The sequence below is a fragment of the Pradoshia eiseniae genome (assembly GCF_002946355.1).
Classification (GTDB): domain Bacteria; phylum Bacillota; class Bacilli; order Bacillales; family Pradoshiaceae; genus Pradoshia; species Pradoshia eiseniae.
Genome location: NZ_PKOZ01000022.1, coordinates 1 through 22224 on the forward strand (window position 1 = coordinate 1; position 22224 = coordinate 22224).

The 22224-nt window shown below is 41.3% G+C and carries 19 protein-coding genes; 3 read left to right on the top strand and 16 right to left on the bottom strand.

The window, feature by feature from the left end:
• Window positions 1–179: 179 nt before the first annotated feature.
• The 10 genes from CYL18_RS18000 to CYL18_RS18050 all read right to left on the bottom strand — a co-directional run bounded on the left by CYL18_RS18000 (window position 180) and on the right by CYL18_RS18050 (window position 13437).
• Window positions 180–746: a histidine phosphatase family protein gene (locus CYL18_RS18000; RefSeq protein ID WP_104850861.1), complete on the bottom strand. Its 567-nt coding sequence runs from the start codon at window positions 744–746 to the stop codon at window positions 180–182.
• 408 nt (window positions 747–1154) lie between these two features.
• Window positions 1155–1430, bottom strand: a complete 276-nt coding sequence (locus tag CYL18_RS18005; RefSeq protein ID WP_104850862.1) for a hypothetical protein — start codon at window positions 1428–1430, stop codon at window positions 1155–1157.
• Between the two features lie 276 nt (window positions 1431–1706).
• Window positions 1707–2474: a type I 3-dehydroquinate dehydratase gene (gene aroD / locus CYL18_RS18010; RefSeq protein ID WP_104850863.1), complete on the bottom strand. Its 768-nt coding sequence runs from the start codon at window positions 2472–2474 to the stop codon at window positions 1707–1709.
• Window positions 2475–2628: 154 nt separating this feature from the next.
• A complete protein-coding gene (locus tag CYL18_RS18015) occupies window positions 2629–2940 on the bottom strand; it encodes a DUF3892 domain-containing protein (RefSeq protein WP_104850864.1) in 312 nt (103 codons plus the stop codon).
• Between the two features lie 109 nt (window positions 2941–3049).
• Window positions 3050–3940 carry a glycoside hydrolase family 73 protein gene (locus CYL18_RS18020; protein WP_104850865.1) on the bottom strand — a complete coding sequence of 297 codons (891 nt, stop codon included), beginning with the start codon at window positions 3938–3940 and terminating at the stop codon, window positions 3050–3052.
• Window positions 3941–4147: 207 nt separating this feature from the next.
• A complete protein-coding gene (locus CYL18_RS18025; RefSeq protein WP_104850866.1) occupies window positions 4148–8602 on the bottom strand; it encodes a coiled-coil domain-containing protein in 4455 nt (1484 codons plus the stop codon).
• Window positions 8580–9326 (bottom strand): DUF6063 family protein, encoded by a 747-nt coding sequence (locus tag CYL18_RS18030; protein ID WP_104850867.1) that lies wholly within the window; start codon window positions 9324–9326, stop codon window positions 8580–8582. Before CYL18_RS18030 ends, CYL18_RS18025 begins: the two co-directional genes overlap by 23 nt.
• A complete protein-coding gene (locus CYL18_RS18035) occupies window positions 9327–10832 on the bottom strand; it encodes a hypothetical protein (protein ID WP_104850868.1) in 1506 nt (501 codons plus the stop codon).
• Window positions 10829–11899 carry a Wadjet anti-phage system protein JetD domain-containing protein gene (locus CYL18_RS18040; protein WP_104850869.1) on the bottom strand — a complete coding sequence of 357 codons (1071 nt, stop codon included), beginning with the start codon at window positions 11897–11899 and terminating at the stop codon, window positions 10829–10831. The genes CYL18_RS18035 and CYL18_RS18040 overlap by 4 nt, the downstream gene beginning before the upstream one ends.
• 731 nt (window positions 11900–12630) lie before the next feature.
• A complete protein-coding gene (locus CYL18_RS18050; RefSeq protein WP_104850871.1) occupies window positions 12631–13437 on the bottom strand; it encodes a serine hydrolase in 807 nt (268 codons plus the stop codon).
• A 555-nt stretch (window positions 13438–13992) separates the two neighbouring features.
• On the opposite strand from CYL18_RS18050, the gene CYL18_RS18055 reads away from it, so the two are divergent.
• Together CYL18_RS18055 and CYL18_RS18060 are read left to right on the top strand one after the other, a co-directional pair.
• The gene (locus CYL18_RS18055) at window positions 13993–14967 is read left to right on the top strand and encodes a 2-hydroxyacid dehydrogenase (protein ID WP_104850872.1); all 975 of its coding nucleotides are present in this window, start codon (window positions 13993–13995) and stop codon (window positions 14965–14967) included.
• 353 nt (window positions 14968–15320) lie between these two features.
• On the top strand, window positions 15321–15596 hold the full coding sequence (locus CYL18_RS18060) for a GNAT family N-acetyltransferase (RefSeq protein WP_104850873.1): 276 nt from the start codon (window positions 15321–15323) through the stop codon (window positions 15594–15596).
• Window positions 15597–15690: 94 nt separating this feature from the next.
• On the opposite strand, the gene CYL18_RS18065 is transcribed toward CYL18_RS18060, so the two are convergent.
• Both CYL18_RS18065 and CYL18_RS18070 read right to left on the bottom strand, forming a co-directional pair.
• Window positions 15691–16383 (bottom strand): copper homeostasis protein CutC, encoded by a 693-nt coding sequence (locus CYL18_RS18065; RefSeq protein WP_104850874.1) that lies wholly within the window; start codon window positions 16381–16383, stop codon window positions 15691–15693.
• A 219-nt stretch (window positions 16384–16602) separates the two neighbouring features.
• Window positions 16603–17766 carry an MFS transporter gene (locus tag CYL18_RS18070; RefSeq protein WP_104850878.1) on the bottom strand — a complete coding sequence of 388 codons (1164 nt, stop codon included), beginning with the start codon at window positions 17764–17766 and terminating at the stop codon, window positions 16603–16605.
• 690 nt (window positions 17767–18456) lie between these two features.
• On the opposite strand from CYL18_RS18070, the gene CYL18_RS19425 reads away from it, so the two are divergent.
• Window positions 18457–18630, top strand: a complete 174-nt coding sequence (locus CYL18_RS19425) for a hypothetical protein (protein WP_201741316.1) — start codon at window positions 18457–18459, stop codon at window positions 18628–18630.
• Window positions 18631–18680: 50 nt separating this feature from the next.
• On the opposite strand, the gene CYL18_RS18075 is transcribed toward CYL18_RS19425, so the two are convergent.
• The 4 genes from CYL18_RS18075 to CYL18_RS18090 all read right to left on the bottom strand — a co-directional run.
• Entirely contained in the window at window positions 18681–19286 is a 606-nt protein-coding gene (locus tag CYL18_RS18075) for a YdcF family protein (RefSeq protein ID WP_104850875.1), read from the bottom strand.
• 181 nt (window positions 19287–19467) lie between these two features.
• The gene (locus CYL18_RS18080) at window positions 19468–21129 is read right to left on the bottom strand and encodes an FAD-dependent oxidoreductase (RefSeq protein WP_104850876.1); all 1662 of its coding nucleotides are present in this window, start codon (window positions 21127–21129) and stop codon (window positions 19468–19470) included.
• A 266-nt stretch (window positions 21130–21395) separates the two neighbouring features.
• Window positions 21396–21683, bottom strand: coding sequence for a DoxX family protein (locus CYL18_RS18085; RefSeq protein WP_104850877.1), 288 nt, complete (start codon window positions 21681–21683; stop codon window positions 21396–21398).
• A 19-nt stretch (window positions 21684–21702) separates the two neighbouring features.
• Window positions 21703–22224, bottom strand: a 522-nt coding sequence (locus CYL18_RS18090) for a group II intron maturase-specific domain-containing protein (RefSeq protein ID WP_330847611.1), incomplete at its 5' end; no start/stop codon positions are given.

Genomic DNA, 22224 nt, shown 5'->3' on the forward strand with positions numbered 1-22224 from the left:
GAGTCTCATTAATTTTCTCCTCGTAAAATTTTTATATATTGCACCTTATTATTGTTAAAATAGGCTGTTATCTCTTCCGCTAAACTGCCCCTTTACTACAATAAGACGTTCAATATAAAAGGGCAAAAATCCCTTTTGGAACATTGTCTCAGTTTATTTTCATCTGTTATCGTCCATATTTACACCCATAGTCTTTGTACATTCACTAATTTTTGTTCATTGAATTCCATTCTATAAATATCAGGTTTTGAGGTGCTATGTAAAAAATCCAAGTTATAGGTGCTATCGAAATATCTCATCATTAGGGTCATAACAATTCCGTGAGTACCTATCACCATTTTTTCACCTCTAAAAGTTTCTAATAATTCATTTAGGACACTTATAGCTCTATTTTGGCAATCATCATTTGACTCTCCTCCAACTAAAGCGAAATTGGATTCGGAAAATGACTTTTCTAAAAGTGGAAACAGTTCTTTATCTGATACCCGGTTGTTTTCCGAGTAGAATTTCCTCTCTTTTAAATCTTCAAAAATTAAAACTTCCTCTCCTATATGTCGAGCTAGTGGTTCTACAGTTGAAATTGAGCGTATATATGGACTTGAAACAACAATATTAATTTCTTCTTCTTTCAAAATGTCAGTCACTCGTTTGACATCTGAGTTACCTTTTTCAGTCAACCCTCTTGTTCTTTCATTTCCTTCTTTAGGTGATTCAGCGTGCCTTACCATATAAACAAATGTATTCATAATAAAATCCCCCCTACATATCAATTCGCATAATAACTTGGTAATCCTTATTCAACTAAACTGCCCCTTTACTACAATAAGGCGTTCAACAGAAAAGAGTATTAATCTTCCTTGATTAATACCCTCATAAGTTGAATAAGGAATATGTTATTTGTTAGGCTTGGAAATAAAATAGGAACTAGTACCAATTAGGCCACCACCGATCATCGCAAGTGTAGTGCCGACTATAACCCAAAGCGTGGATAACAAAGTGGATAAATATATTCCTACCAATAATATGATTAAACCAACACAATTCAAAATATGAACATTTCTCAAGCCCGCCACCCCATTTCTACAATTAGGAATTCAACAAAAAAGAGCATAATCCTTCTTAGCCAATGCCCTCAGTAGTGGAATAGAAATGGTTTATTTTAATTTTATATTGACAAAAATCATACCACCAAAAGCCCATAACATATAAAATGCAAATACGAAATAAAAGTGATTAGGAAGTAAAGGGAAAAATGCAAATATAATGCCAAGTCCAATTAGATAGATACCTGAATACTTAGCGGCTTTCCTTTTGTCTTTTACTTGACCTTCAACATACCCAGCTAAAATCTGGATTTTCCCTTTTCCCCAAACGATATAAGCAAGCAAAAAATGAAACCCTGCACCTATAAGACCAGCAAGAACCTGCATGTTATCATCTCCTTTAATGCGGTATTATATATCTTTATAATATTACTTCTTCCGCTAATCTGGCCTTTCAGTGGAAGAAGGTATCTCCATTTAATGGTATCACAAAGTGATATTTTCTTTCCTCTTATTATCTAAAGCAGCATATCATACGGAAAACATCCCAAATAAAAAAGACAGGATTTCCTGCCTTTCTGAGTGATGCCCGATAAATCCAGCGTTGGATTACCAAACAATCCTTTCTCTCCTGCTGTCTCTTTTTGATACACACTCATTGATTTAATATGTAAGGTTTTTATGTATGGTTCCTTGCACGGAACGCAGCTCTTCTACAGGAATTTGACCAGGTGCCGATGCATCTTTCCCTGCTGCAAATGTGAAGTCAGAACCGAACACTTCCCCGGCGAGCCGGCTAATAACGCCTGTTCCTGCCATAGACATGGTGATTAATGGACGGTCTGCATATTCCGTTTTCATGGTATAGGTTGCATCTAGCAAGGTTAATACATCTCCGGCATTTCGCGGCATAACCGCTAGTTTCAGGATATGTGCCCCGTAATCCTGCATTTGGCAAAGCCTTTTGAGGATTTCCTCCTTCGAAGGGGTTTTTTCGAAATCATGATTTGACATGATGACGTATACAGCATTATCGTTTGCTGTTGCAATTAGTTGTTCAATACTTTCCTTTTTACTGAATAATTCAACATCGATTAAGTCAATTTGCTTTGTTTGGATGGCCGTTTCATTTAGTTTTGCATAGAAAACATCGCTGATTTCTTTCTTCCCGCCTTCTTTATGGCTCCTAAATGTGAATAGCAACAATTCCTTTTCAAAGATAGTTCTTAATTTCGTCAATAAGACTTTGACCTTATCAAGATTTTCGACATGCTCATAAAGATCGGCTCGCCATTCAACGACATCTGGAGCAAGCTCCCTTACAAAAGCCGCCTCCTCTAGGATTTCTTCCTCTGTTTCCCCAACGAGCGGCACGATGATCTTTGGGATTCCTTCCCCAATCTTCATGTTTTTAATGTTCCATGTCGTCATAGTAACCCCTCCTCTATGTCTCAAGTATCCAATACTCATATAATTTATTCTTACTTGAGTATATAGGAGAATGGAAAGGAAATCTATGATGGTTAATTTGGATAACCAATGAAAAACAGCGGAGAACTAGTCTCCGCCTGCCAATTCATTAAAATTAAAATTCAGGAAGATTGTCTAAGTTATTTTCCTTTATACCATCAGGCTCACTTCGAATAATATCTCGTCCATATTTGTGAAAAACATCAATATTGGCAAGCTTCCCGCCCTTTGCCTCATCCAATGCCGTTAAATAATCGAGTTCCCGTCCACTTTCAGTCTTAAAAGCCATGATGTCTCCATCATTATTTTTCTGAACAGCAACAATCCGCTCCTTGCCTGGAATTGGTACATTTGCCTCCATTTCAGGACTATTTGCATTTAAATATTCTTCATAGGCATTCTCGAAAAAATCACGTTTGTCATTCATTGGTCATCCCTCCACCCCTAGTATGCTCGGAGGGAGATTGCGGCATGTATGGAACCGTACATTGTTTGGGAAAATGAAAAAAGATGCATCAAATATATGATGCACCTCTTCAGGCATTTTGGTTCAATACAGCCTGACTATCAATGACTTGCAGCTGATAAGTCTGGATGATCTCCATGAGCATGCTGCTATAGATCTTATCGCCATTCTCATTAGTCGCTGTACTATATCCGGCATCTTCTAGGGCTTTCGTTTGTTCCTGGTACGTTTGCCCGTCAAATAGGCCATTTTTTTCATAACGCTTGTTTTCGGCCAAGAATTGGCCATGATCCTTGATGGAATCCTCCAAGGAGGCATACACGCGAAAATCACTGTTGATGTGGTCATTATAATTTTCTTTTGTCTTCATGTTTGCCGTTGCGCCATCCCAGTTATGACCTTTAATACCGAATAAGTTATTGTAGTCCTTCGTTAAACCAGATTTGCCCCAATTCGATTCAAGTACCGCTTGTGCGATTGTGACAGATGGAAGGATGCCATATTTCTCATAATTCGCAATGGCTCCTTTTTTTATTTTGCTGATAAACTTTTGCTGGCTTGTGCTATCATTATATTGCTTATTAAGCGAGTTCACGGTCTTATACGCAGTTTGCTTTTCCTCCGCCGTAAAATGAAGGTCTTCTAGAACAGACTTCATTGGTTTTAAGGTGTACTCCCCTTTTTTACGGTCCATAAATTGCTTTGCAATTCCTTGGATGTCAGTGGATTTGACTGTGTCCATGGAGTATTTAGCCTTTACTACGGCAGCAACCTCTCTCCAATTGACCTGGACCTTCCCATAGCTCACCTCGTCGACTAGCTCCTGTATTTCCTTTGAATTATCCAATGAAACAGGTACTGGTTCATAAGAATCTATTAGTTTCCATAGGCCTATTAATAGCAGCGACAAAATAACGATTGGGCCTAACATAGTGGTTCGTTTCTTTTTACGTGCCATCATATACTCCTTTATTCATGTGATTATAACAATGATGTTCATCTATTATAAAACCCTTAGCCAAGTTAAATCTACCTTAAACGGTTTTCTCTATTCTATCAGATTACCAGCATTAAGGAACTGTAAGATTATGTATATAAAGGGAATGATCTATGATCTATCATTCTTTCATTTCTTTTTCCATTGGAAAAGACAGACCGAGGTCTGTCTTCATTGCACCGTTTCTCCCTGGTAGATGCGGTAAGCCGGGATGACGGTATCCGTTACAATTTCTTTTCCTTTGCTGCGAATGAAATCAAGCTTGTAATAGGCATCAAATCGCTGGCTAATTTCCGTTTTCACTAATTCCGGCGGTGTTACGATTATTAATTGGAATTTAAGCTTATCTGCGACGGCAAAGATTGGGTCAAGCACATGGGCTGAGGCAGCTTGACCAAATGGGTTGTCACAAACAAGCGGCACCCAAGAGTTGTCTGCTTCTGTTTTCACGGAGAGAAGCATCATCATCATAACCATCCTAGCGGAAAGCTTTTGACCACCGCTTCCATCTGATTTCGTCCGTGACCCTTGGTTAATCGTTCTCCAAGTAGAATAATGCTCTTTTTGCGGCTTCCCATACATAAAGGCATTGTCGGTTCTCATATTATAAACGAGCAATTCTGGATAGCGATTGCGCAGGGCGACGAACAAGATTTGCTCATCCCCGATAAGCTGTCGTATTTCCTGATCAAGCTGTTTATTATTATCGTCAATACTGTCAAATTGGGCGCTTATTTTATCAATGGCTGTGACAAAGTGCTGACGCAAAAGCGGTTCAACATCCTCTGCCCGCCTCGGAAGGATATCCTCCTTCAATTGGACAAGCGGGAAGGTGCCGCGCTCATTCTTGATTTTCATTTTTGCGAGCATCGAACGGATGGCATCGGTCATGCTCATGACCTTCATGCTTGCACGGTTTGTCCATACATCCCTTGCTTTTTCTGCCCTTTCCTTGTCCAAATCAAGCTGCTCGAGACCGCTGCGGGAGAATCGTTTCATGTTTTGGACGATGGTCAGCATATGGGCATAATGTCTTGTGTCCATATGGTCCAGTGAAGTTAAAACCTCATTTTTGAAGCGGATTTCCCAGTCTTTATCTTCGATGGTTAGCTTCAGCTTGCGCAAGGTTTGCTCAAGCTTCGCATGCTTCACTTGCTTTTCCTCCTGCAAGGCTTGGTGCTCTTCACACCAATTGAGAATGCACTTTTTGCCAATCGTCTTGATTTTCTCAAGATCGTCCTCTGAAAAAGCTGCCGCTTCATCCTTCAGGATAACGGATAACGTCAGTTGATCTCCTTCATAGCCCGTAATGCGAGCGTCCGTTTCCTCCTGTTCCTTTTCAACCTTCTTGAGACGATCCTTGGCAATTTTCGTCCGGTCCTTAATCTCTAATTCCTTTACATCCAGATCCTGACCTTCCCATGTCTCCGGTTCTTTTTCATGCTTGTTCAGCTTCTTCTCAGCTTTCTTCGTTTGCTCCTGGGCGTGCTTTAAGGTTGTTTCCGCAACAGTGACTTCCTTTTCCTGCTTCCGTTCTTCCTTATCAGCATCCTTCGCCTCTTTTTGAGCGGTTTGGAGCTTGCCCTCGAGAATACTCAGCGGCTCTTCAGGCAGCGATTTCTCCCGCCAGTCTTCGTGCTGCTTTTTGAGCTTTTTCTCAAGCTTTGCCGCTTGCTCTAGTTCGGCTTCCCTCTTGGCTTTGAGCATGGTCAATTCCTGTGATTGTTCCTCTTTGGAACGCTGCAGCTGCTGAAGCTCTGTTACATGGGCCTTGATGTCATTCAAAAGATGCGAGGATAGACTCGGTACTTCATCACTCGGCTCGACCTTTTCGACTTCAGGGAAAGCGGCGCCTTCAACAAATTGCCTTATTTCCTTCAAATCTTGCTCCATCGCCAATTTCCATTCAAGATGAGTGTGGTTCCATTGTGACAGCGTTGTGGTTAGATCCTCTAGCGTTTTGCTGAGTTCTTCCTGTTCAATGGCTAATCTGTCTCTCAGCTTTTCTTTCTCAGACAAGACCGTTTTCGTTTCTTCCGATTGACTTTTTTCTTCCACAAAGGCTGTGACTTCAAGGATATCCTTCTCAGTCTCATCGATTCGTCCTTGCTTTTGGTTCATTTGCTCCTGCAGCTGGGTTTGAAGCTCTCTTTCCTTCTCGAGTGTTTTGACTGTACGGGTCAAATCTTTGTGAGTAGTATCAATTAATGCTTCCTGTTTCTCCATTTGCTTTGTCAGGTCCATGCATAAATCGGCATCTGCCATTCGGTCAATGTCCTTAATGAGACGGCGAATCGATCTTTCCGTCTTCATGAATTCATCAAGAGCCTCTTTCTTTTCGTCAATCTGCTTGGCCATTTGTGATTTCCATTTGGCGAAGCTTTGGCGGTCCATGAGGAGGTCTCTTTCCTCTCCGTCAATGACAACAAAGGAAGCTTGGTCACCCTCCTTCATTTCTTCTCTGAGGAAAATCGGCACAGGACTGCGGAAGATCTTTCCTTGCAGAAGATGATGGTTGATTTTTTCCCATTGGATTTGGCTTACGACTAGCCCAAATGGCAGAAGCGGATAGGAATCAAGATGCTGCCTTCTGGATTGTTCATCCAGGGATTGCAAATACTGTGACCCGTAAAAGACATCAATCCCGGTCTTTTCATCAATCCATTCCTTCATTTGTTTCACATCCTGGTTGGCAATCCAGAATGTCTCGTCATTCAAGTAATGGTCCGTTTGCGCTTCCCATAGCTCTTTTTTGATTTGCTCGGTTTCTTCCTCATTTTTGCTGAGAATCGCCTCTAAGGCATGACCATATTTGGAAAGCATGGCAGAGGTGAGCGGTGTGGAAATATCGTCTAGGAAGGCCTGCATCCTTTGGGCAAGATCGGATTCTTTGCGCTCCTGCTTTTCATAGTCGCCCTTCCATTCATCTAGCCTTGCACTCATATGCTTCAATGACTCAGTCAAGGTTCCGACCGTGTTGGATAATTCTCCTTGGAACTGCTGGGACTGTTTTTCTTTCTCTTTCATCATGGAAAGTTCATCTGTTAATCTAGCTTGATCCTCTTTAAGCTTACTGACCAACCCATCAAGGTCATAGGCCACTCGGTCCCCGTATTCCTTGATCATTTCGCTTGCCTTCAATTCAAAGCGCTGGAGTTCTTCCATGAGCGTTCGAATGTCTGTCTTCACTTGGGTGAGCTCAATCGTTTTATTTTTATCATCCTTTGTTAAGGTTCGGATTGATTTTTCTAAATGGCGCTTATAGGCATGGTAGCGGTTGTTTTCTTCCTTCAGCTTCACAGAAACATCTGTCCATTGAGACAATACCCCAGCCTTGATTTCTTCCATTCGTGTATTGACTTGTTCTAAGCCGCTATTGCGCTCGAGATTCTCCATTTGCTGGCTTAGATTGGAGATGGTGTTCTCAAATTCGCTCCATTCCTTCAGCAATAAAGAGAAGGCAACTTCATCTTTCTCCACCTGTTTCTCTACAGCCAGCTTTTGAAGCTGCTCTAGTTTTTCCTTCTCTTCAGCTAGCTTACCCTCCCAAATAACTGTTTCCTCATGAGCTCTCGCATATTCGAGATTGTCCTTCTCAAATCGGAGCACGGACAATTCGTCTGATAATTTCTCCATCTCAGCACCTAGCGAGGATAGTGTCTCTTTATCTTGTTTGATTAGATGTTCAAGAGCGCCGAGTAAGGATTGTCCCTCTTTCTTGCTTTCGGTTACAATTTCATCCTGCTTGACACCAGCCTCGATATGTTCTTCAAATGGGACGACATCCTCCAGAAATTCCTTGTGGGCCTGTTCACGCTTCAATAACACGGGCAAGTCGCGCGCGATGCTCGCCTGGCTTTTAAAGATCTCAATTAAATCATTCTTCTGGTGCTCGGACTTATTTAATACTTGGCTAACCGTCGGAATGATTCGTTTTTGGAAGAGGGAATGGTCATCTTCTGCTCCTTCGAAGAATTTGCCTACGCCACCTTCATCACGGTTGATTTCCTTCATGATATCCCAGTCTTTACGGTTAATTCCGTATGTATCGAGAATGCGGTAATGCTTCTTCACATCTCTGTAAACATCAAAGCCATTCCATTTGAAATAATCCTTCAGTTCCTCCGTATCGGCGACTTCCCCGTTCTCAAAGAGCGGGATATGCTCTAAGGCAACATCTTCTCTCCGGTCAAACTCCCTGGCATAGAAGGTGATGTTCGGAACAATTTTGGCCTCCCTTTCCATTGAGTCCGCATCTTGCGCTTCCTCATTCATGGACATGCGCTGTTCAGCCGAGAACATCCCGCCTGTCACGAGATGGCGTCTGTCTGAACCATCAAGCTCCCATTGAATCAGCACGTGGAAGGTATAAGGAACAAATTGTTCTTTCTTATTAAAGAAGAATTGCTGATAAAAGCGGTTATTCTGCTTGCCCCAGGATGTACCAGGCTTAAGAACCTGGAATATCGTTTGCAGGAAAACACCTTTTCCCCCGCCATTCATCATGGCAATTAAGCCATTTGTAGACGTTTCTTCATTATGAAAATCAAATGTCGTATCTTCATACTGCTTTTGCATTCCGTCATATCGGAGACCGACGATTCTAATTCGATGGATCTTCGGCATATTCTTCCTCCTCGCTCGCCACCAACTGTTTCATTTGCTCATAGCGGTCATAATCATGGTATAGATACTCGATGCGCTCAAAAATCTCTGTTTTCGGCAGAGCTTTCGGTATATCCTCACGATCAAGGACAATAATTAAGCCTTCTGTCTCAAGAAGCTTCATCGCACCGGCTATCACGCCGATTCTTGTGCGGCGGTTTCCCTTACGGACACTGAACTCATCTGTATCGACTTCCATATGCGTCCACGTCGTTACGATTTCCTGCATATCAATCATTTGATCATGTGCAATCGACGGGTCCTCCTTCAGCATGGAAGCCCATTTTGACATCAGTTCATTTACATGGCGCTCCAGTGCATAAAAGGTAATGCCTTCACGCTTTGTTCTGATTTTTGCCGCCTGATTTTTGTCAATCATCGCCATAAAGCTCATGATGATGACACTCATCAAATGAAAATGTTTCTTATTCTCGATATGACGGTGTCTTTCCTTCATATGGGTAAAATTCGTCGCAAACACCGAGCCGGTCGGCTGCACGACAAGATGGATCCTTTTTGGGGATTCAATGATAAAGGTTCCTGACTCATCAGCCAGCATCATGACTGCCTGCCTGACATCAGGTTCATAATAGGATTGAAAATGTTCGCTAGTCTCATCGATGACTTTATCTTTTAATAAAGTAAAGTATACGGAGGACGCTTTTTTCAGGATTTCTGCGTTCATTTAGATCCCTTCCTCCTGTATGCATATTTTAAATGGGGTCATTTTCGTCCGGTACCAGATTAATGGTTCGGCACGATGGTCAAATTCCGTATATATTTGCCTTCCTTCAAGAGCGAGAAATTGCGGGTCACCATTCATTAATTTATGTAGCAGCTTTTCCCTTTCATCGCTCAAGGCCTCTTCCCCGCGATACGGTGATTGGATGGTGAGCGGCTTTTTATCGAACATCATCCAAAGGTCAAGGGTTTCGCTTTCCTCAAACCACTCATCCTGCACCTCAAGCGGCAATTCCTTTAAGTCTGCAAGCGAGAATTCCCCATGCTTCATCAAATGTTCGAACACGTAGCTCCAAGCCCTCACGACAGAGGACCAATCTGTGATTCTCTTCTCCATCCAGTCCTCTTCCATTTCCTCTTGTTCGCTCTCCTCTGCTCCTTGACTTGATGCCAGCTCCTGTTCGCCCCAAATCCACTCAAGCGGCAAAATGAACTCATTCTTCGGCGAAAATAATGGCCCAATCAGCTTCTCAACAAGCCCAAAGTCCTTGATGCCTTCCTTCAGAATCCAGTCCTCGTAAATCTGTTCGCGGAAGGAGACAAGGCTATTCTCCCAGAAAAGGGATGGGTTTTCTGCTTTCAGCTTCATTTCATGGGAAATGTTTTGGATCACTAATTTCGCAAAGCGGTCATGGAGCTGTCTCGTATGCTCAATTTTCTCATGGAGGAGCATGAGCTCACCTTGCACGGTCTCATCCTCTTCCGTCCGCTTCGCCTTCTCAATCATAGAGGTGATGGTGCGGAAATGATTCTTTTCTTCTTCGAATTGCTTCTCAATTTCCCAGCGGTTATCCTCCCGTCTTCTTTCCTGTTCGACAAGCAAAATCTTCGGGTTGTTCATCATTTCCTTCTGGAAGCTGTACTCCTTTGTCATCAAGCGGTTCACGCGGGAGATCAAATGGTCGAGGTTTCTGGCCGCCTTGCGGAAATTTCCGTTTTTAATCAGCTTCATGCTATAAAGCTGCTCAATCGTGATGGAAAATTCCTCTGCCATCTCCCGGCTCATGAAAATCATTTCCTGTGCCACATCTGTCAGTTTGTAGACGATAGAGCCCCCGAGCTCAAGGTTCGTATACAGCTCATCCATCTCGACATAGCGGAAGGTCTGCGTTTCCCAAGACTTTCGAATCTCATCAAAATAAAGCGATTCAAACGGCTTCGAATATTCCTCCCTCCCTTGGTATAGAAGACCATTGGCGATTCTTTCAACCTGCCGGGTATCCGCTGTTAATTTCATTTGTTTGATTGTATCGTCAACCATATGGAGAATGTCGCTCTTTCTCCTGCCATCATCATCATTCAGCTCCCGATAAAAGATGGTCAGGAGCACCTGCATGAGAATGGCCTGCAAGTAAGGCTTCAATTCGCCTACCTCCATGCCTCTTCCAAGCTCAAACAGAGGATTTAAGCGTTTCATTCTCTCTCCAAAGCCTTCCCAAGATTCGTTCATAGCCATCTCCTCCAGCTTTCAACAGTCAGTACTTCTTGCGGTATCCTTTTTTGCTTCACCCACAAGCTCTCCAATTGAACTTGTTCTTCATCAGTGAACCACGAAAAGAACGCGTTCTTATCGAACTCATTTCGGACTTGTTTACGCTCCTCATTGGCGAGCTGCTCACAATCGAGCATTTTACGGTAAATCTTCAAGGCAGGCTGAATAGAGCAATCCCCGTAGCGCTCCTTTAAGCGGTTGAATATGCTATACCCCTCCGCATCCAGGTCGCCTGCATAATAAAACAGATACGGCTTTTCAGGAAACATGCGGAAGAAGAAAGAAAAACTGCTTTCAATCTTTCTGCCTTCGCCATAAATAATCATTTCAGGTTCATAATCAAGAGACTCCTCTTCAAGGAGTTTAATGCTTGTATGGAAAAAGGAGAGGTTCTCAACAATCAGGATTCGTTTTAAAGAGTTTAGGTCGCATCCTCTTTTAAGCCAATAGACAAATGGCTCCCCATATGTAACAATCTTCAGCCGTTCCTTATTCACACCTATCCGCTCGAGGAAACCTGCTCCTCCAGGGAATAGCTGTTCATCAGTGAGAAACTTCTCATACCCAAATAATTCGAGGCTTCTTTCTTCAAGCGACACCAAGTCCCGCTCCACTTCTGTCTTCAGAAAATCATATAGCTTCAAGATTCTTTCCCATTCATCAGCCGTCTGCCACTCTGGATGCTGATTATAATAGGTGAAATCAAGGAGATCATTGCGTTTCAGCATCTCCAGACGATCCCAATTCGCTTCCTGCTTCTTCACATTCACCCAATAATAGAGGGGCAAACCAGGAGAGCCGCTGTTTGTTTGCTTATTCATGATAGGACTAAGGATTTTTTCCTCTGTCATCGCCTGAATCGTCTCATAGAATAAGGTATAGCCGTCCATATCATAGTAATCTTCAATCTGCTGGCGCAGCTGATATTCCAAATCATTAATGTTTAACTTCTTTTTCTGTCTCGGATGCTGAATGTCTTCGATAAAACCGCGCACCCTCGTTTCAATAATATTGATGTTGCCCACCTTCTTCTAATAACAAATACACTATTGGATTATAACAAAACAAGGAGTTTTAGAGTATCTAAAATTTATAGGGAACTTCCTATAAACGTACTTACATAAGGTGATTTTTTTCTGAATGCACCCAAGTTTCATGGTCAAAAAACTTAAAAGCTGAGTAATGTATAGTGAAGATGCTAATTATCCTATCGACTTGGATAGAGTGGAGAAAGGGTATGAAGCCTTTTTATACCGTTTTATGTTCAACTAAGCTGACCATAGTGATTCCAAATTGATAGATAGATTAAATGTCTATATTAATCTCTGCAACAAATACCATTATTTTTTTCAAAGCGAGATGTCAGATATGATATTTATCCGACAAAAATAATTCATATGAAATCGCAGTGAATATCAATGTTTTCTTCATCAATTTCGATAGGAACGATTAGTGACTTAACCAATCCTCTATTCTCTTCTATGTCTACTATGGCCGATGATTTGAAGTCCCTCCTCTGCCACCCTGTTGTCATTTGCGTGGAGGCTTTCAACCTCTGCTTTAAGTTTGTATTTCTGATCCTCAATTGGAGTCACCTTGCTAGATTTGCATTCCGAGTAAAAAAAATGAGCAGGAGGAAAATTCTCAATAAAGAAAATTCCTCCTGCTCTTATAAAACAACTTGTCAGCTCACTCTTTTCTTTCCTGTTTGACGGCATCGGAAGCAACCGTACACTTCTGTTGATATCGTTCTAATTCAACGCTCCTGTGTTAGTTCGTAGAATTTGAGTGATACATCCTGGATGACTCTTGAATAAGACGGAACATCCACCTCGCTTCCGAACATGCAAAGAACAAATGGCGCGTCCCCGGCTAGTACGATGCCCGCATCATGGACTACATGATCCAGTCCACCAGATTTGTTTGCGATACTTTGCTCCGGCAGGAATCCATACAGATGATACGGAACCAAATTCGAAAACTGTTGTTCCCTGAGAATCTGCATCATCTTCCCCGAAGCTTCAGGAGAAACAACCTTACCCAGATACAGCTTCTTCAAAAAGTCAGCCGTTTCTTCTGCCGTCGTATAATTCTGGAATCCGCGCTTGACGGCATCAAAATCCATCATCCTCCGTTGAAACAATGTATGCTGATATCCGAGCACCTCGGAAATATAAAGCTGAAGAGATTCCATTCCTGCCAGACCAAGAAGGACATTGGTGGCAGTATTATCACTGACGATAATCATCAGCTCTTTCAGATCACGAACGGACAGCTCATGCACATCCTTCAGATAATACAGAACACCAGATGACTCAGCTAGTGTTTCCGGCTTGATTGCGATGCGATCCTCTTCTTTGATCGCTCCCTCCTCAATCAGCTGGTAAATATATGCCATCAAAAAAATCTTGATGACGCTTGCAGAGGGATGCACCATATCTTTCTGATATTCATAGGTTTCTCCCGATTTCAGATTCAGATATACACAGCTGACATTCCCTTCCTGTACGGAAAGAAGTTCATCAAGCCAGCCAAATTTTGAGGATTCCTGCATCTGCTGCATCGGTTACAGCCTCCTTTGCGATTGTTTTGTAATTATACGGGAACAATTGTAACTGGTGTTTCATTCAAATGAATAAACGTCTTTCTTAGACGGACCTTTGTGATAAAGATTCTCTCTGCAATGATAAATGCTGTCCGCTAATCTCTGATAAGACAATGAATCCAATGCCATGCTTTTTTAAAGGCCCCGACTGCCTCATAGAAATCCTTCTGCTTTTGGTATCATGATCCTCGTATGATAAAGAGTTCAACAGGAAACGGGATTAATCCTTCTTGTGTCACTCCCCCCTTAAGAATGATGAGAAAAGTGTGTATCAAATTGCTTCTTTTCAAAAAGCTGTTTTTATCATGAGTAGTTGCTATTGATGATTTGATTGAAGTATGGTTTGCTGCAGTCCAATAACGAAAATTGATCATCGATAAGCTGTTCTATGCAAGTTCTGGAGGAAGTAGTTCATTCTGCGTCTCTATAGATGCAGAAATGATTAAGAATCAGAGCCTGTGAAAGGCTCTTTTTTACATAAGATGGTATGCTTTTACTAAAGGGAGTGATCAGATGAAACCAAAAGTACTCATTTATTCCAAAATAGGACGTAAAGCGACGGCATACATACAGCAATATTGTGAAACAGTCAGTTTCGATAAGGTAGATAACAGCAACCGGCAAGCATTTATGAAAGAGCTGAAAGACGCTGCTGGATTGATTGGTGCCGGGCTTCGTGTAGACGAAGAGTTACTTCAGCACGCACCTGAGCTGAAAATTGTCAGCAATGTTTCAGTAGGCTATGACAATCTTGATATTCAGGCTTTAGGAAAGCGCGGAATTACGGCAACCAATACACCAGATGTATTGAACGAAACAGTTGCAGACCTTTTATTTGGCATGTTGCTTGCTTCAGCACGCCGTATCCCTGAACTGGACGGTTATGTGAAAGAGGGAAAATGGGGTCATGGTGATGAATCGGAATGGTTTTCCTCCGATGTCCATCATAAAACGATCGGTATAATTGGAATGGGCGGAATCGGAACAGCCATCGCAAAAAGAGCTAGATTCGGTTTTGATATGGAGATCCTCTATCATAATCGAACAAGGAATGAAGATGCCGAGCTTAAGTATGAGGCGATGTATCGCAGTTTGCCGGATTTGTTAAAGGAATCGGACTTCGTGGTTTTGATGACACCGCTGACGAAAGAAACAGAAAAGCTGATGGGTGTCGAGGAATTCAAACTTATGAAGAATTCGGCCTTCTTCATTAATGGGTCTAGAGGCAAAACTGTCGACGAATCAGCATTGTTTAAAGCGCTTCAAGAGCAGGAAATAAAGGGAGCGGCTCTCGATGTTTTTGAGGAGGAACCGATTGATAAGAAGAATCCCTTGCTCCGTTTACCCAACGTCATCACTCTGCCTCATGTAGGATCTGCCACCTATGAGACAAGATTGGCCATGGCGATGCTTGCTGCCGAAAATGTGGTCGATGGAGTTTTGGGGAAAGAGCCGAAGAATTCCATTACGGTAGATAGCAAACGATAATACACCTTCTTAATTTCACTACCAAAAACAAGGAGGCTGGGACATAAGTATCTCGCTCAATGATAAACCTGAACTTTTAGTATCAATAATTCGTCTAATAGTTCGTTTTTTGGGTTTCATATTTTATATAGGAATATTGCCCTCCTCCTTCTATATACATTTTTATTGGATTACCACAGGTCAACGAGTTTACGAGTATCTAACTTCCCGATTAAATTACGTTCACAAATTATATATTTTCCCGCTTATGCCGCCAATCAGCTTAACAAATTAATCCTAAAGAGGTTTATTGATGACCAAGAGAGAGAATAAGGAAATAAGCAAGGAATTTATAGAGAAGGAAGTGTATCCATATGAAAATCAAGCAAGAAGAAAATCTGTTTTACATAGAAGATACTGATGGAACAAAAGCCGGTGAAATCACCTTTGTCCCAGATGGGGAGGAAAAAATCATCATCGACCATACCTTCGTCTCCCCTGAGCATAGAGGCCAGGGACTTGCGAACAAGCTTGTCAAGGAAGTGGTTCAGTATGCACGGGAAAACGATAAGAAAATCGTCCCTGCCTGCTCATTTGCCCAAACAGAATTCAAACGGGTTAAAGACTACTCGGATGTACTCGCAAAGTAATAGTGAGTTAAGATTCGACTACAGGATAATTTCAATTGGCCGCTATTTATAGCGAAAAAGGCACTCGTCTAATTCCAGACGGGTGCCTTCCTACTTATTGACCACTAAAATACTCAAGCAGCCATTTCACCTTTCCATTGTCGAAACCGTTCGCAAAAGAACCGTCTTTTCGTACTCCTGAACCAAAATGGTATTCCTTTGCATGGAGGAATGAATGTAAATCCTTTATATTTTCTGTATTCAGGCCGCTGCCGACCAGAATTTGAGGACCAGAATACTCATCTGCCATGTCATTCAGCTGCTTCAATCTTTCTCTGCCTTTATAGGCAGTTTTTTCGCCGCCGGAAGTAAGAATCCTTCTTATGTGCTGGGAGTACTGACAAAGAACCCGATAACCATTTACTTGATCGTCTAGTTCATCAAATGCCCGATGGAATGTAATATCAAAATCGGGTACTTCCTTTATCACTTTCTCCAAGAGAGCTTGGTCGACCTTCCCATTCCTCGAGCATCCAAATACAATTCCTTGTATCCCTAAATCCGAAAAGGCTTGAAGGTCTTCTCTCAAAGACATCCAATCAAGTTCATCATATTCGAATGAATAGCTATGCGGGCGCAGCATCACCTGAACAGGAGTCTTCACAGCCTCCATGACACGTTTTACCGTCCCGCAACTTGGCGTCAAACCGCCTTCCGACATGGCAGACACTAATTCCAGCCGGTTAATGCCCAGTCGTTCTGCTTGAATGGCATCTTTTTCATTTTCAACAATGCATTCCAAGATCATATAATCACCTGCTCCAGTAAACGTTATTCCATAACAATATAATAATGAATTATTTAATAAAAATGAATATCCTTAGCTTCCAAGTAGCCATCTTTCTGAATCAGACGAGGAAATATTTCCTCCATTGCATCAACTTCGCAATAAAACAAAAACCACCCGTTAAGACAGGTGGTTTTATTGACAGATCTATCATACAGACTGAAACATTTTCAGTAAATCTTAACTATCCGCTACCGCAAACCTTCCTTTTCTTTTCCAGCTATACGCCAGCAATAATGTAATCAGGAGGATAGCGAATCCCATGACAAATGGATAAATGATATTGACATCATACAAGGAACCAGCAATAGTCGGTCCAAGCACATTTCCGATGCTCATATAGGCATTATTCATCCCCATGGCAAATCCTTGTTCAGACCCAGCCATCTTGGATACCAATGTATTCAAAACCGGTCTCAAGATACTCGTTCCGAGGAAAATAATTAATGTGATCCCGAAAAACGCCCCATAGCTTCCCGCAAAGATGGAGATTAAATAACCAAGAGCCGTCACCATGATGAACAGGATTAAGACTGAGCTTTCCCCAAACCGATTGACAATCTTATCAACAATAAACAACTGGGCGATAACACTGACTACTCCTGTAGCTGTCACCATATTCGCTATATCCTTTGGACTTGCCCCATATTGGTCATTGACGAATAATCCTAATACAGATTCGTAGGCCATTAAGCCGAGGCTCATAATCAGCGTGATTAGGAGGATGACGAAGTATGGTTTCTTCACGGAGCTTGCGAGGCTCACAAAGAAGGATTCTCTTTCACCCGTCATATGCTCCATATCAGAGGGCTTCCTGCTCTCTTTTAACAATATGACAGAGAAAATCACCGCCACAAAGGCGACAATAGCAGATACCAAAAGCGGCAATTTTAGATCAATCTCCGCTAAGTATCCCCCAATTCCTGGTCCGACAACGATTCCGAGTGACATAGCGGCAGATATAAGGCTGTTTCCTTTGGCGCGCTGGTCCAACGTTGTGATATCAGCAATATAAGCAAAAATGGCTGGCACCAGCATGGCTGCTCCTACCCCGCCTAATAGCCTTGAAAAATAGAGAATCCAAATCGAATTAGATAGATAGAATACGAGGGCTGAAAGTGATAGGCCAATTAGCCCGTATATAATCATCTTTCGCCTTCCATATTGGTCTGCCCATCGTCCTGCAATGGGAGACATAACGAGCTGGGCGCCTGCAAACACAGCAATCATAAGGCCTGCTGCGGTACCGCCCTCCCCGATTGAAGCCAAATAATCCGGTAATATCGGAATCACTAACCCGAAGCTGCCAATGGCAATGAACATATTAACCATTAGGATCAGCATTTTTTTATTTAAGATTTTCACCCTAAGCCACTTTCCTCCCCTGACAATTTACATGGACCGCTTGTATGATACGAAACTTACCTAACGACCATACGACTATTCTATCTTTCCCGATATCATTCTAGCAAATAATGGGTACTGGCTAAGACAAATTACTTTAACCATTAAGATAGCTATAGGTCTTTTCCATAGTAATGGATTTCTCGGAGGATTATTCCATTAAGAATAAAGCAGCAGTACTTGTCTAAGTGCCCTTTTATATAACTTAATATAATATTTATGTACTTGTTTTCCCTGTCGTTTATCCCTTCATGGGCTTCTCATATATCGAATCCATATGACATTTCATCCATATTTCAAGCTTATCATCAGGTTCATTTTCGTTTTTTAGGAGTGAGTTTCTTTAGAAGGGATATAGTTTTAAAGCAGCTTATTACCCCTATCCATTTATAAAAGTTCTCACTCAAAGATCCAGGTTGTTCGAAATGAACGATCAATCAGAAGTACGTTTTGGTTGGGTATATTCCGTAGTTCACGATAAACTATAGAAAAGCGGAAGAAATTAGTCATATGGAGGTTCACGTTTCAAATCTATTTCCCTGAAAGATATAGGAAATGAGGAAAGAAATTCTCCATTTTATTCAGGAAACTAACTATCCGAAAGTATCCGTTAAAATAAAGGTGGTGATAATGGTGAAGAAAAACTACTCAACCATGTTTCTCTTATTATTTGTTGCATCCATATCCGGCGGATTGGCTTTGAAGAATGTCTATGATTATTCCATGCTCGCCGGGGTTGGTATAGGATTGATCTTCTTGTTATGTGCATTCATAGCCATTAATAAAAAACCATCTAAATATTGATTATGATACATACCAAAAGGGAACATCCATCATGTTCCCTTCGTCATTTCTTAGATATCTATCTTCATGTCCTGCAAAGCACCCATCTGTACATATTTAATTAATTTCACGCATTCTGTATGAACCCGTTTCCTTCCTATATCCGTCATGAACCAATTATCCTTTCCCGTGTATCCATCCTTTGCAGTGCAGAGTGTGTACTCTATCCAATCTGGCATATAGGTCAGCAAGGAAAGATGCAATCGTCTCATATGATAAGGTGTTGTCACAACAAGGATGCGTCGCATCTTATATAATTGAAACGCTCGATTCAGGATGAACATTGAGGCTATTACATTCTCGACAGTATGCAACGACTTGTCCTCTAGCAAAATACAATCCTCTGGAATACCTGAAGAAATCGCTTCCCTCTTCAAGATTTCAGCTTCCGTTAATTCGCTGCCATCCCATTTTACTCCCCCGGAAAATAAAACCTTCTCCGCTCTTCCCCGCTCGAACAGCTCAACGGCCCTCGGCAACCGGTATAAAACCGCCTTACTGCTGCCTGCCACGAATATACAATCTCCAGGCTGCCCATCATCGCGGATACCCGAAAATAACAGCTTAGTCATTTGCTCATCGGACAGCTTGTCAGCATCTAATTCGGATATTTGCATATAGCACCCCTTTTTCAACATGTATAAAAAAGCATTAGAATTTCTACTATTATTGTACGAGCCAACGGTTGAATTGTTCACATTAATTTTGCGAATATTAGATGCCTCATAATAAATAGTTAAAAAAAAACAAAAGCATTTGATATTCTATTCTCAAATGCTTTTGCTGACTCTGCGATATTTATTTTTTATCCTTACAATGCAGGGATGCTACATATCCAAAGGTCATTCCTGGTCCTAGTGTTGCACCAGGTCCTGGATAGGAATGCCCCATAATTGATGCTGAACAGTTGCCGCAGGCATATACATTATCGAAGACCGTTCCGTCCTCCTTTACGACCCTTGCAAACTCGTCAGTAACGACACCACCCTTTGTACCGATATCACCAGGATAAACCTTCATTGCATAATAAGGCCCTTCATTAATTTCAAGTAAATTAGGATTTGGCAAAGATGGATCCCCATAATAGCGGTCATGGGTTGTTTCTCCTCTATGAAAGTCCAAATCTTTGCCATTTCGTGCAAACTCATTAAATCTGTTTATGGTTTTAACTAAATTTCCTTGTGGAATATTTAATTTTTTCTCTAATTCCTCGACTGTTTCTCCTGCCAAAACAACCCCATTCTCATAGTATGATTCAGGGAAATCCTGACCTGGGAAAAGGCCGGTAAAGATATATCTTTTCTTGGCCCGTGCATCTAGAATAATCCATGAAGTAATTGCTTTACCGTTGGTCTTTTCATTATGCTCGTACATTTTATCGACGAATTCATGATACGGCGTTGGTTCGTTAATATATCGATTTCCATCTTGGTCAACAATAATCATATTCGGTATTCCTCTGTCAGCCACCAAGAAGAAAGGCATTCCTAAATGATTAATGACAGTGGGTGCTCCCCACACTCTGTCCATTAAACCGAACTTGGCATTTAATTTAGCAAAAGGTTCAATTATATCGCCAGTTTGACCTTTTGGCGAACTTGTCCAGCTAACATCCTGCGGGCTTGGAAGATATTTTTCTCGCTTTGCCTGATCCCTGGAGAACCCACCTGAGCCGAAAATTAATCCTTTATTAACTTTTACCGTCATTTCTTTTCCATCTTTGTGTACCTTTAGACCGGTTACTTTATCATTTTCGTAAATAAAATCAACAAAAGGTGAGTTAAGCCAAATCTCCCCATCTAAATCTTTGTAAGTTAAAGCCATTCGAGCGATGAGCGCTCTTCCCAAGGCAGCATAATCCTTTTTAAATAATTTATGCTTAATTAAACGCCATCCAAGTGTTAAGGATGCTCTTTTCCCTGCCCATGATCTAGTAATCATATTAACTTTAACGAAATCCTGTCCGGTCATGACGAAACCTTTTGTATCCATTGCAGGAGGCAGAAGCATACCCTTCCACTCTTTCAAATCATTCAAATCAACTACTTTTGGTTCAATCGACCTGCCCTTTCCTTTACCTCCTGGGACAGTTGGATAATAGTCTGAGTAATTTTTAGCATAAGAAAATCTCATATGAGGGCCTAAATTATGCATATAATCCAACATTTCAATGCCCTTTTTTAAATATGTTTCTTTAATTTTATCATCCACTAAATCACCGACAGTTGAATCTAAATATAGTTTCGCCTCTTCATAGCTGTCGGCAGCACCCGCCTCAACCAAATAACGGTTATTAGGTACCCATACACCTCCACCGGATAAGGCGGAAGCTCCTCCGAAATGCTTTTCTTTCTCAATCAATAGTGTATGCAGTCCCTCTTTTTTGGCTGTAATAGCAGCAGAAAAACCTGACGCACCTGAACCGACGACTACAACGTCATACTCATAATCCCATCCCATGCAAACTCCCCCTTTATAATGTAAAACACAACTAAAATTATCGTAATATTCTAAACAGTTATATTGTACATGATTTATTACCGATTACACTACTGTCAAGCATGCAACACTAATAATAATCTTGAAATTTTGTAATAACGTAAATTAACTAAAGGTATACGGATTAGTTTGGGATATTTCTTATTCAATAAAAAAGAGTCAAATCCCGGATTGGAATTTGACTCTTTTATTGATGTTCAATCTCATCACAATCAAGCTATCCTTCTTCAAAACAGTGCATCAACAGCCAATTCACCAGGCCCTATTAGTACAATAGCGGCAAGGATAGCAATAAGGACAAGATTATACTCATACCCATTATCTGTATTCCAAAGACCATTTCGCCAGTGAACCTTTACTATCGCACATACCATCGTAACAGCCAAAAGAGCTGAGACAAGCGGAGCAAAGAGACCAATCGCTAACAATAGTCGAGTAGAGGAGAGCCTTTTTACCTTACGGTAAATTGTGCTTCTCCCCCCTCTCAGAACCGTGCTTGCGCTATTAACGCACACGGCTCCTCCTAATTATCATTTACAGAATATAGCTAATTTCTTTCCTTAATTCATAAATGTTGACCCTGATTCTTGGTTTGGGAAGTGGGAACATTTGAAGGAATAGCCTGAATTTATCCCATGTAAAGGACTTTCTTTGGCTCCTTCTATTCAGCCATTTAAATAGTAAAATTTCGATTTTCTCTTTAAAGTCATTAACCGTTTGAGAATTATCTGTAATGCAGTAATAGTTGTAGTATCCTACTAGAGAACGTCTAAATCTCTCCATAATTAAATGGATATTTTTATTTCTATTAGACTTCAACCATTCCTTAGATTCTTTCAGCTTGCCTTGGACTTTCTTTCTGCTCGATTTCCGTTTTACACGAAATTTTCCTTGTTTACTTTTTCCACAATAATGAGTGAATCCAAGGAAATCGAAGGTTGCAGGCTTACCATTCCCTGTTCGTTTCGCGTTATTTTCTGCAAATCTCCCGAAGGGAATAACCTTGGTTTTATCCTCAGCTATTTCCAAGTTAAATTTCTTCAATCTCAGTTTTAA

What these genes read in the sequence shown, in the direction of transcription:
- CYL18_RS18000 (WP_104850861.1), bottom strand. Translation starts at nt 746, where the DNA reads ATGAATACATTTGTTTATATGGTAAGGCACGCTGAATCACCTAAAGAA.
- CYL18_RS18005 (WP_104850862.1), bottom strand. Translation starts at nt 1,430, where the DNA reads ATGCAGGTTCTTGCTGGTCTTATAGGTGCAGGGTTTCATTTTTTGCTT.
- aroD (WP_104850863.1), bottom strand. Translation starts at nt 2,474, where the DNA reads ATGACGACATGGAACATTAAAAACATGAAGATTGGGGAAGGAATCCCA.
- CYL18_RS18015 (WP_104850864.1), bottom strand. Translation starts at nt 2,940, where the DNA reads ATGAATGACAAACGTGATTTTTTCGAGAATGCCTATGAAGAATATTTA.
- CYL18_RS18020 (WP_104850865.1), bottom strand. Translation starts at nt 3,940, where the DNA reads ATGATGGCACGTAAAAAGAAACGAACCACTATGTTAGGCCCAATCGTT.
- CYL18_RS18025 (WP_104850866.1), bottom strand. Translation starts at nt 8,602, where the DNA reads ATGCCGAAGATCCATCGAATTAGAATCGTCGGTCTCCGATATGACGGA.
- CYL18_RS18030 (WP_104850867.1), bottom strand. Translation starts at nt 9,326, where the DNA reads ATGAACGCAGAAATCCTGAAAAAAGCGTCCTCCGTATACTTTACTTTA.
- CYL18_RS18035 (WP_104850868.1), bottom strand. Translation starts at nt 10,832, where the DNA reads ATGAACGAATCTTGGGAAGGCTTTGGAGAGAGAATGAAACGCTTAAAT.
- CYL18_RS18050 (WP_104850871.1), bottom strand. Translation starts at nt 13,437, where the DNA reads ATGCAGCAGATGCAGGAATCCTCAAAATTTGGCTGGCTTGATGAACTT.
- CYL18_RS18055 (WP_104850872.1), top strand. Translation starts at nt 13,993, where the DNA reads ATGAAACCAAAAGTACTCATTTATTCCAAAATAGGACGTAAAGCGACG.
- CYL18_RS18060 (WP_104850873.1), top strand. Translation starts at nt 15,321, where the DNA reads ATGAAAATCAAGCAAGAAGAAAATCTGTTTTACATAGAAGATACTGAT.
- CYL18_RS18065 (WP_104850874.1), bottom strand. Translation starts at nt 16,383, where the DNA reads ATGATCTTGGAATGCATTGTTGAAAATGAAAAAGATGCCATTCAAGCA.
- CYL18_RS18070 (WP_104850878.1), bottom strand. Translation starts at nt 17,766, where the DNA reads ATGCTGATCCTAATGGTTAATATGTTCATTGCCATTGGCAGCTTCGGG.
- CYL18_RS19425 (WP_201741316.1), top strand. Translation starts at nt 18,457, where the DNA reads ATGGTGAAGAAAAACTACTCAACCATGTTTCTCTTATTATTTGTTGCA.
- CYL18_RS18075 (WP_104850875.1), bottom strand. Translation starts at nt 19,286, where the DNA reads ATGCAAATATCCGAATTAGATGCTGACAAGCTGTCCGATGAGCAAATG.
- CYL18_RS18080 (WP_104850876.1), bottom strand. Translation starts at nt 21,129, where the DNA reads ATGGGATGGGATTATGAGTATGACGTTGTAGTCGTCGGTTCAGGTGCG.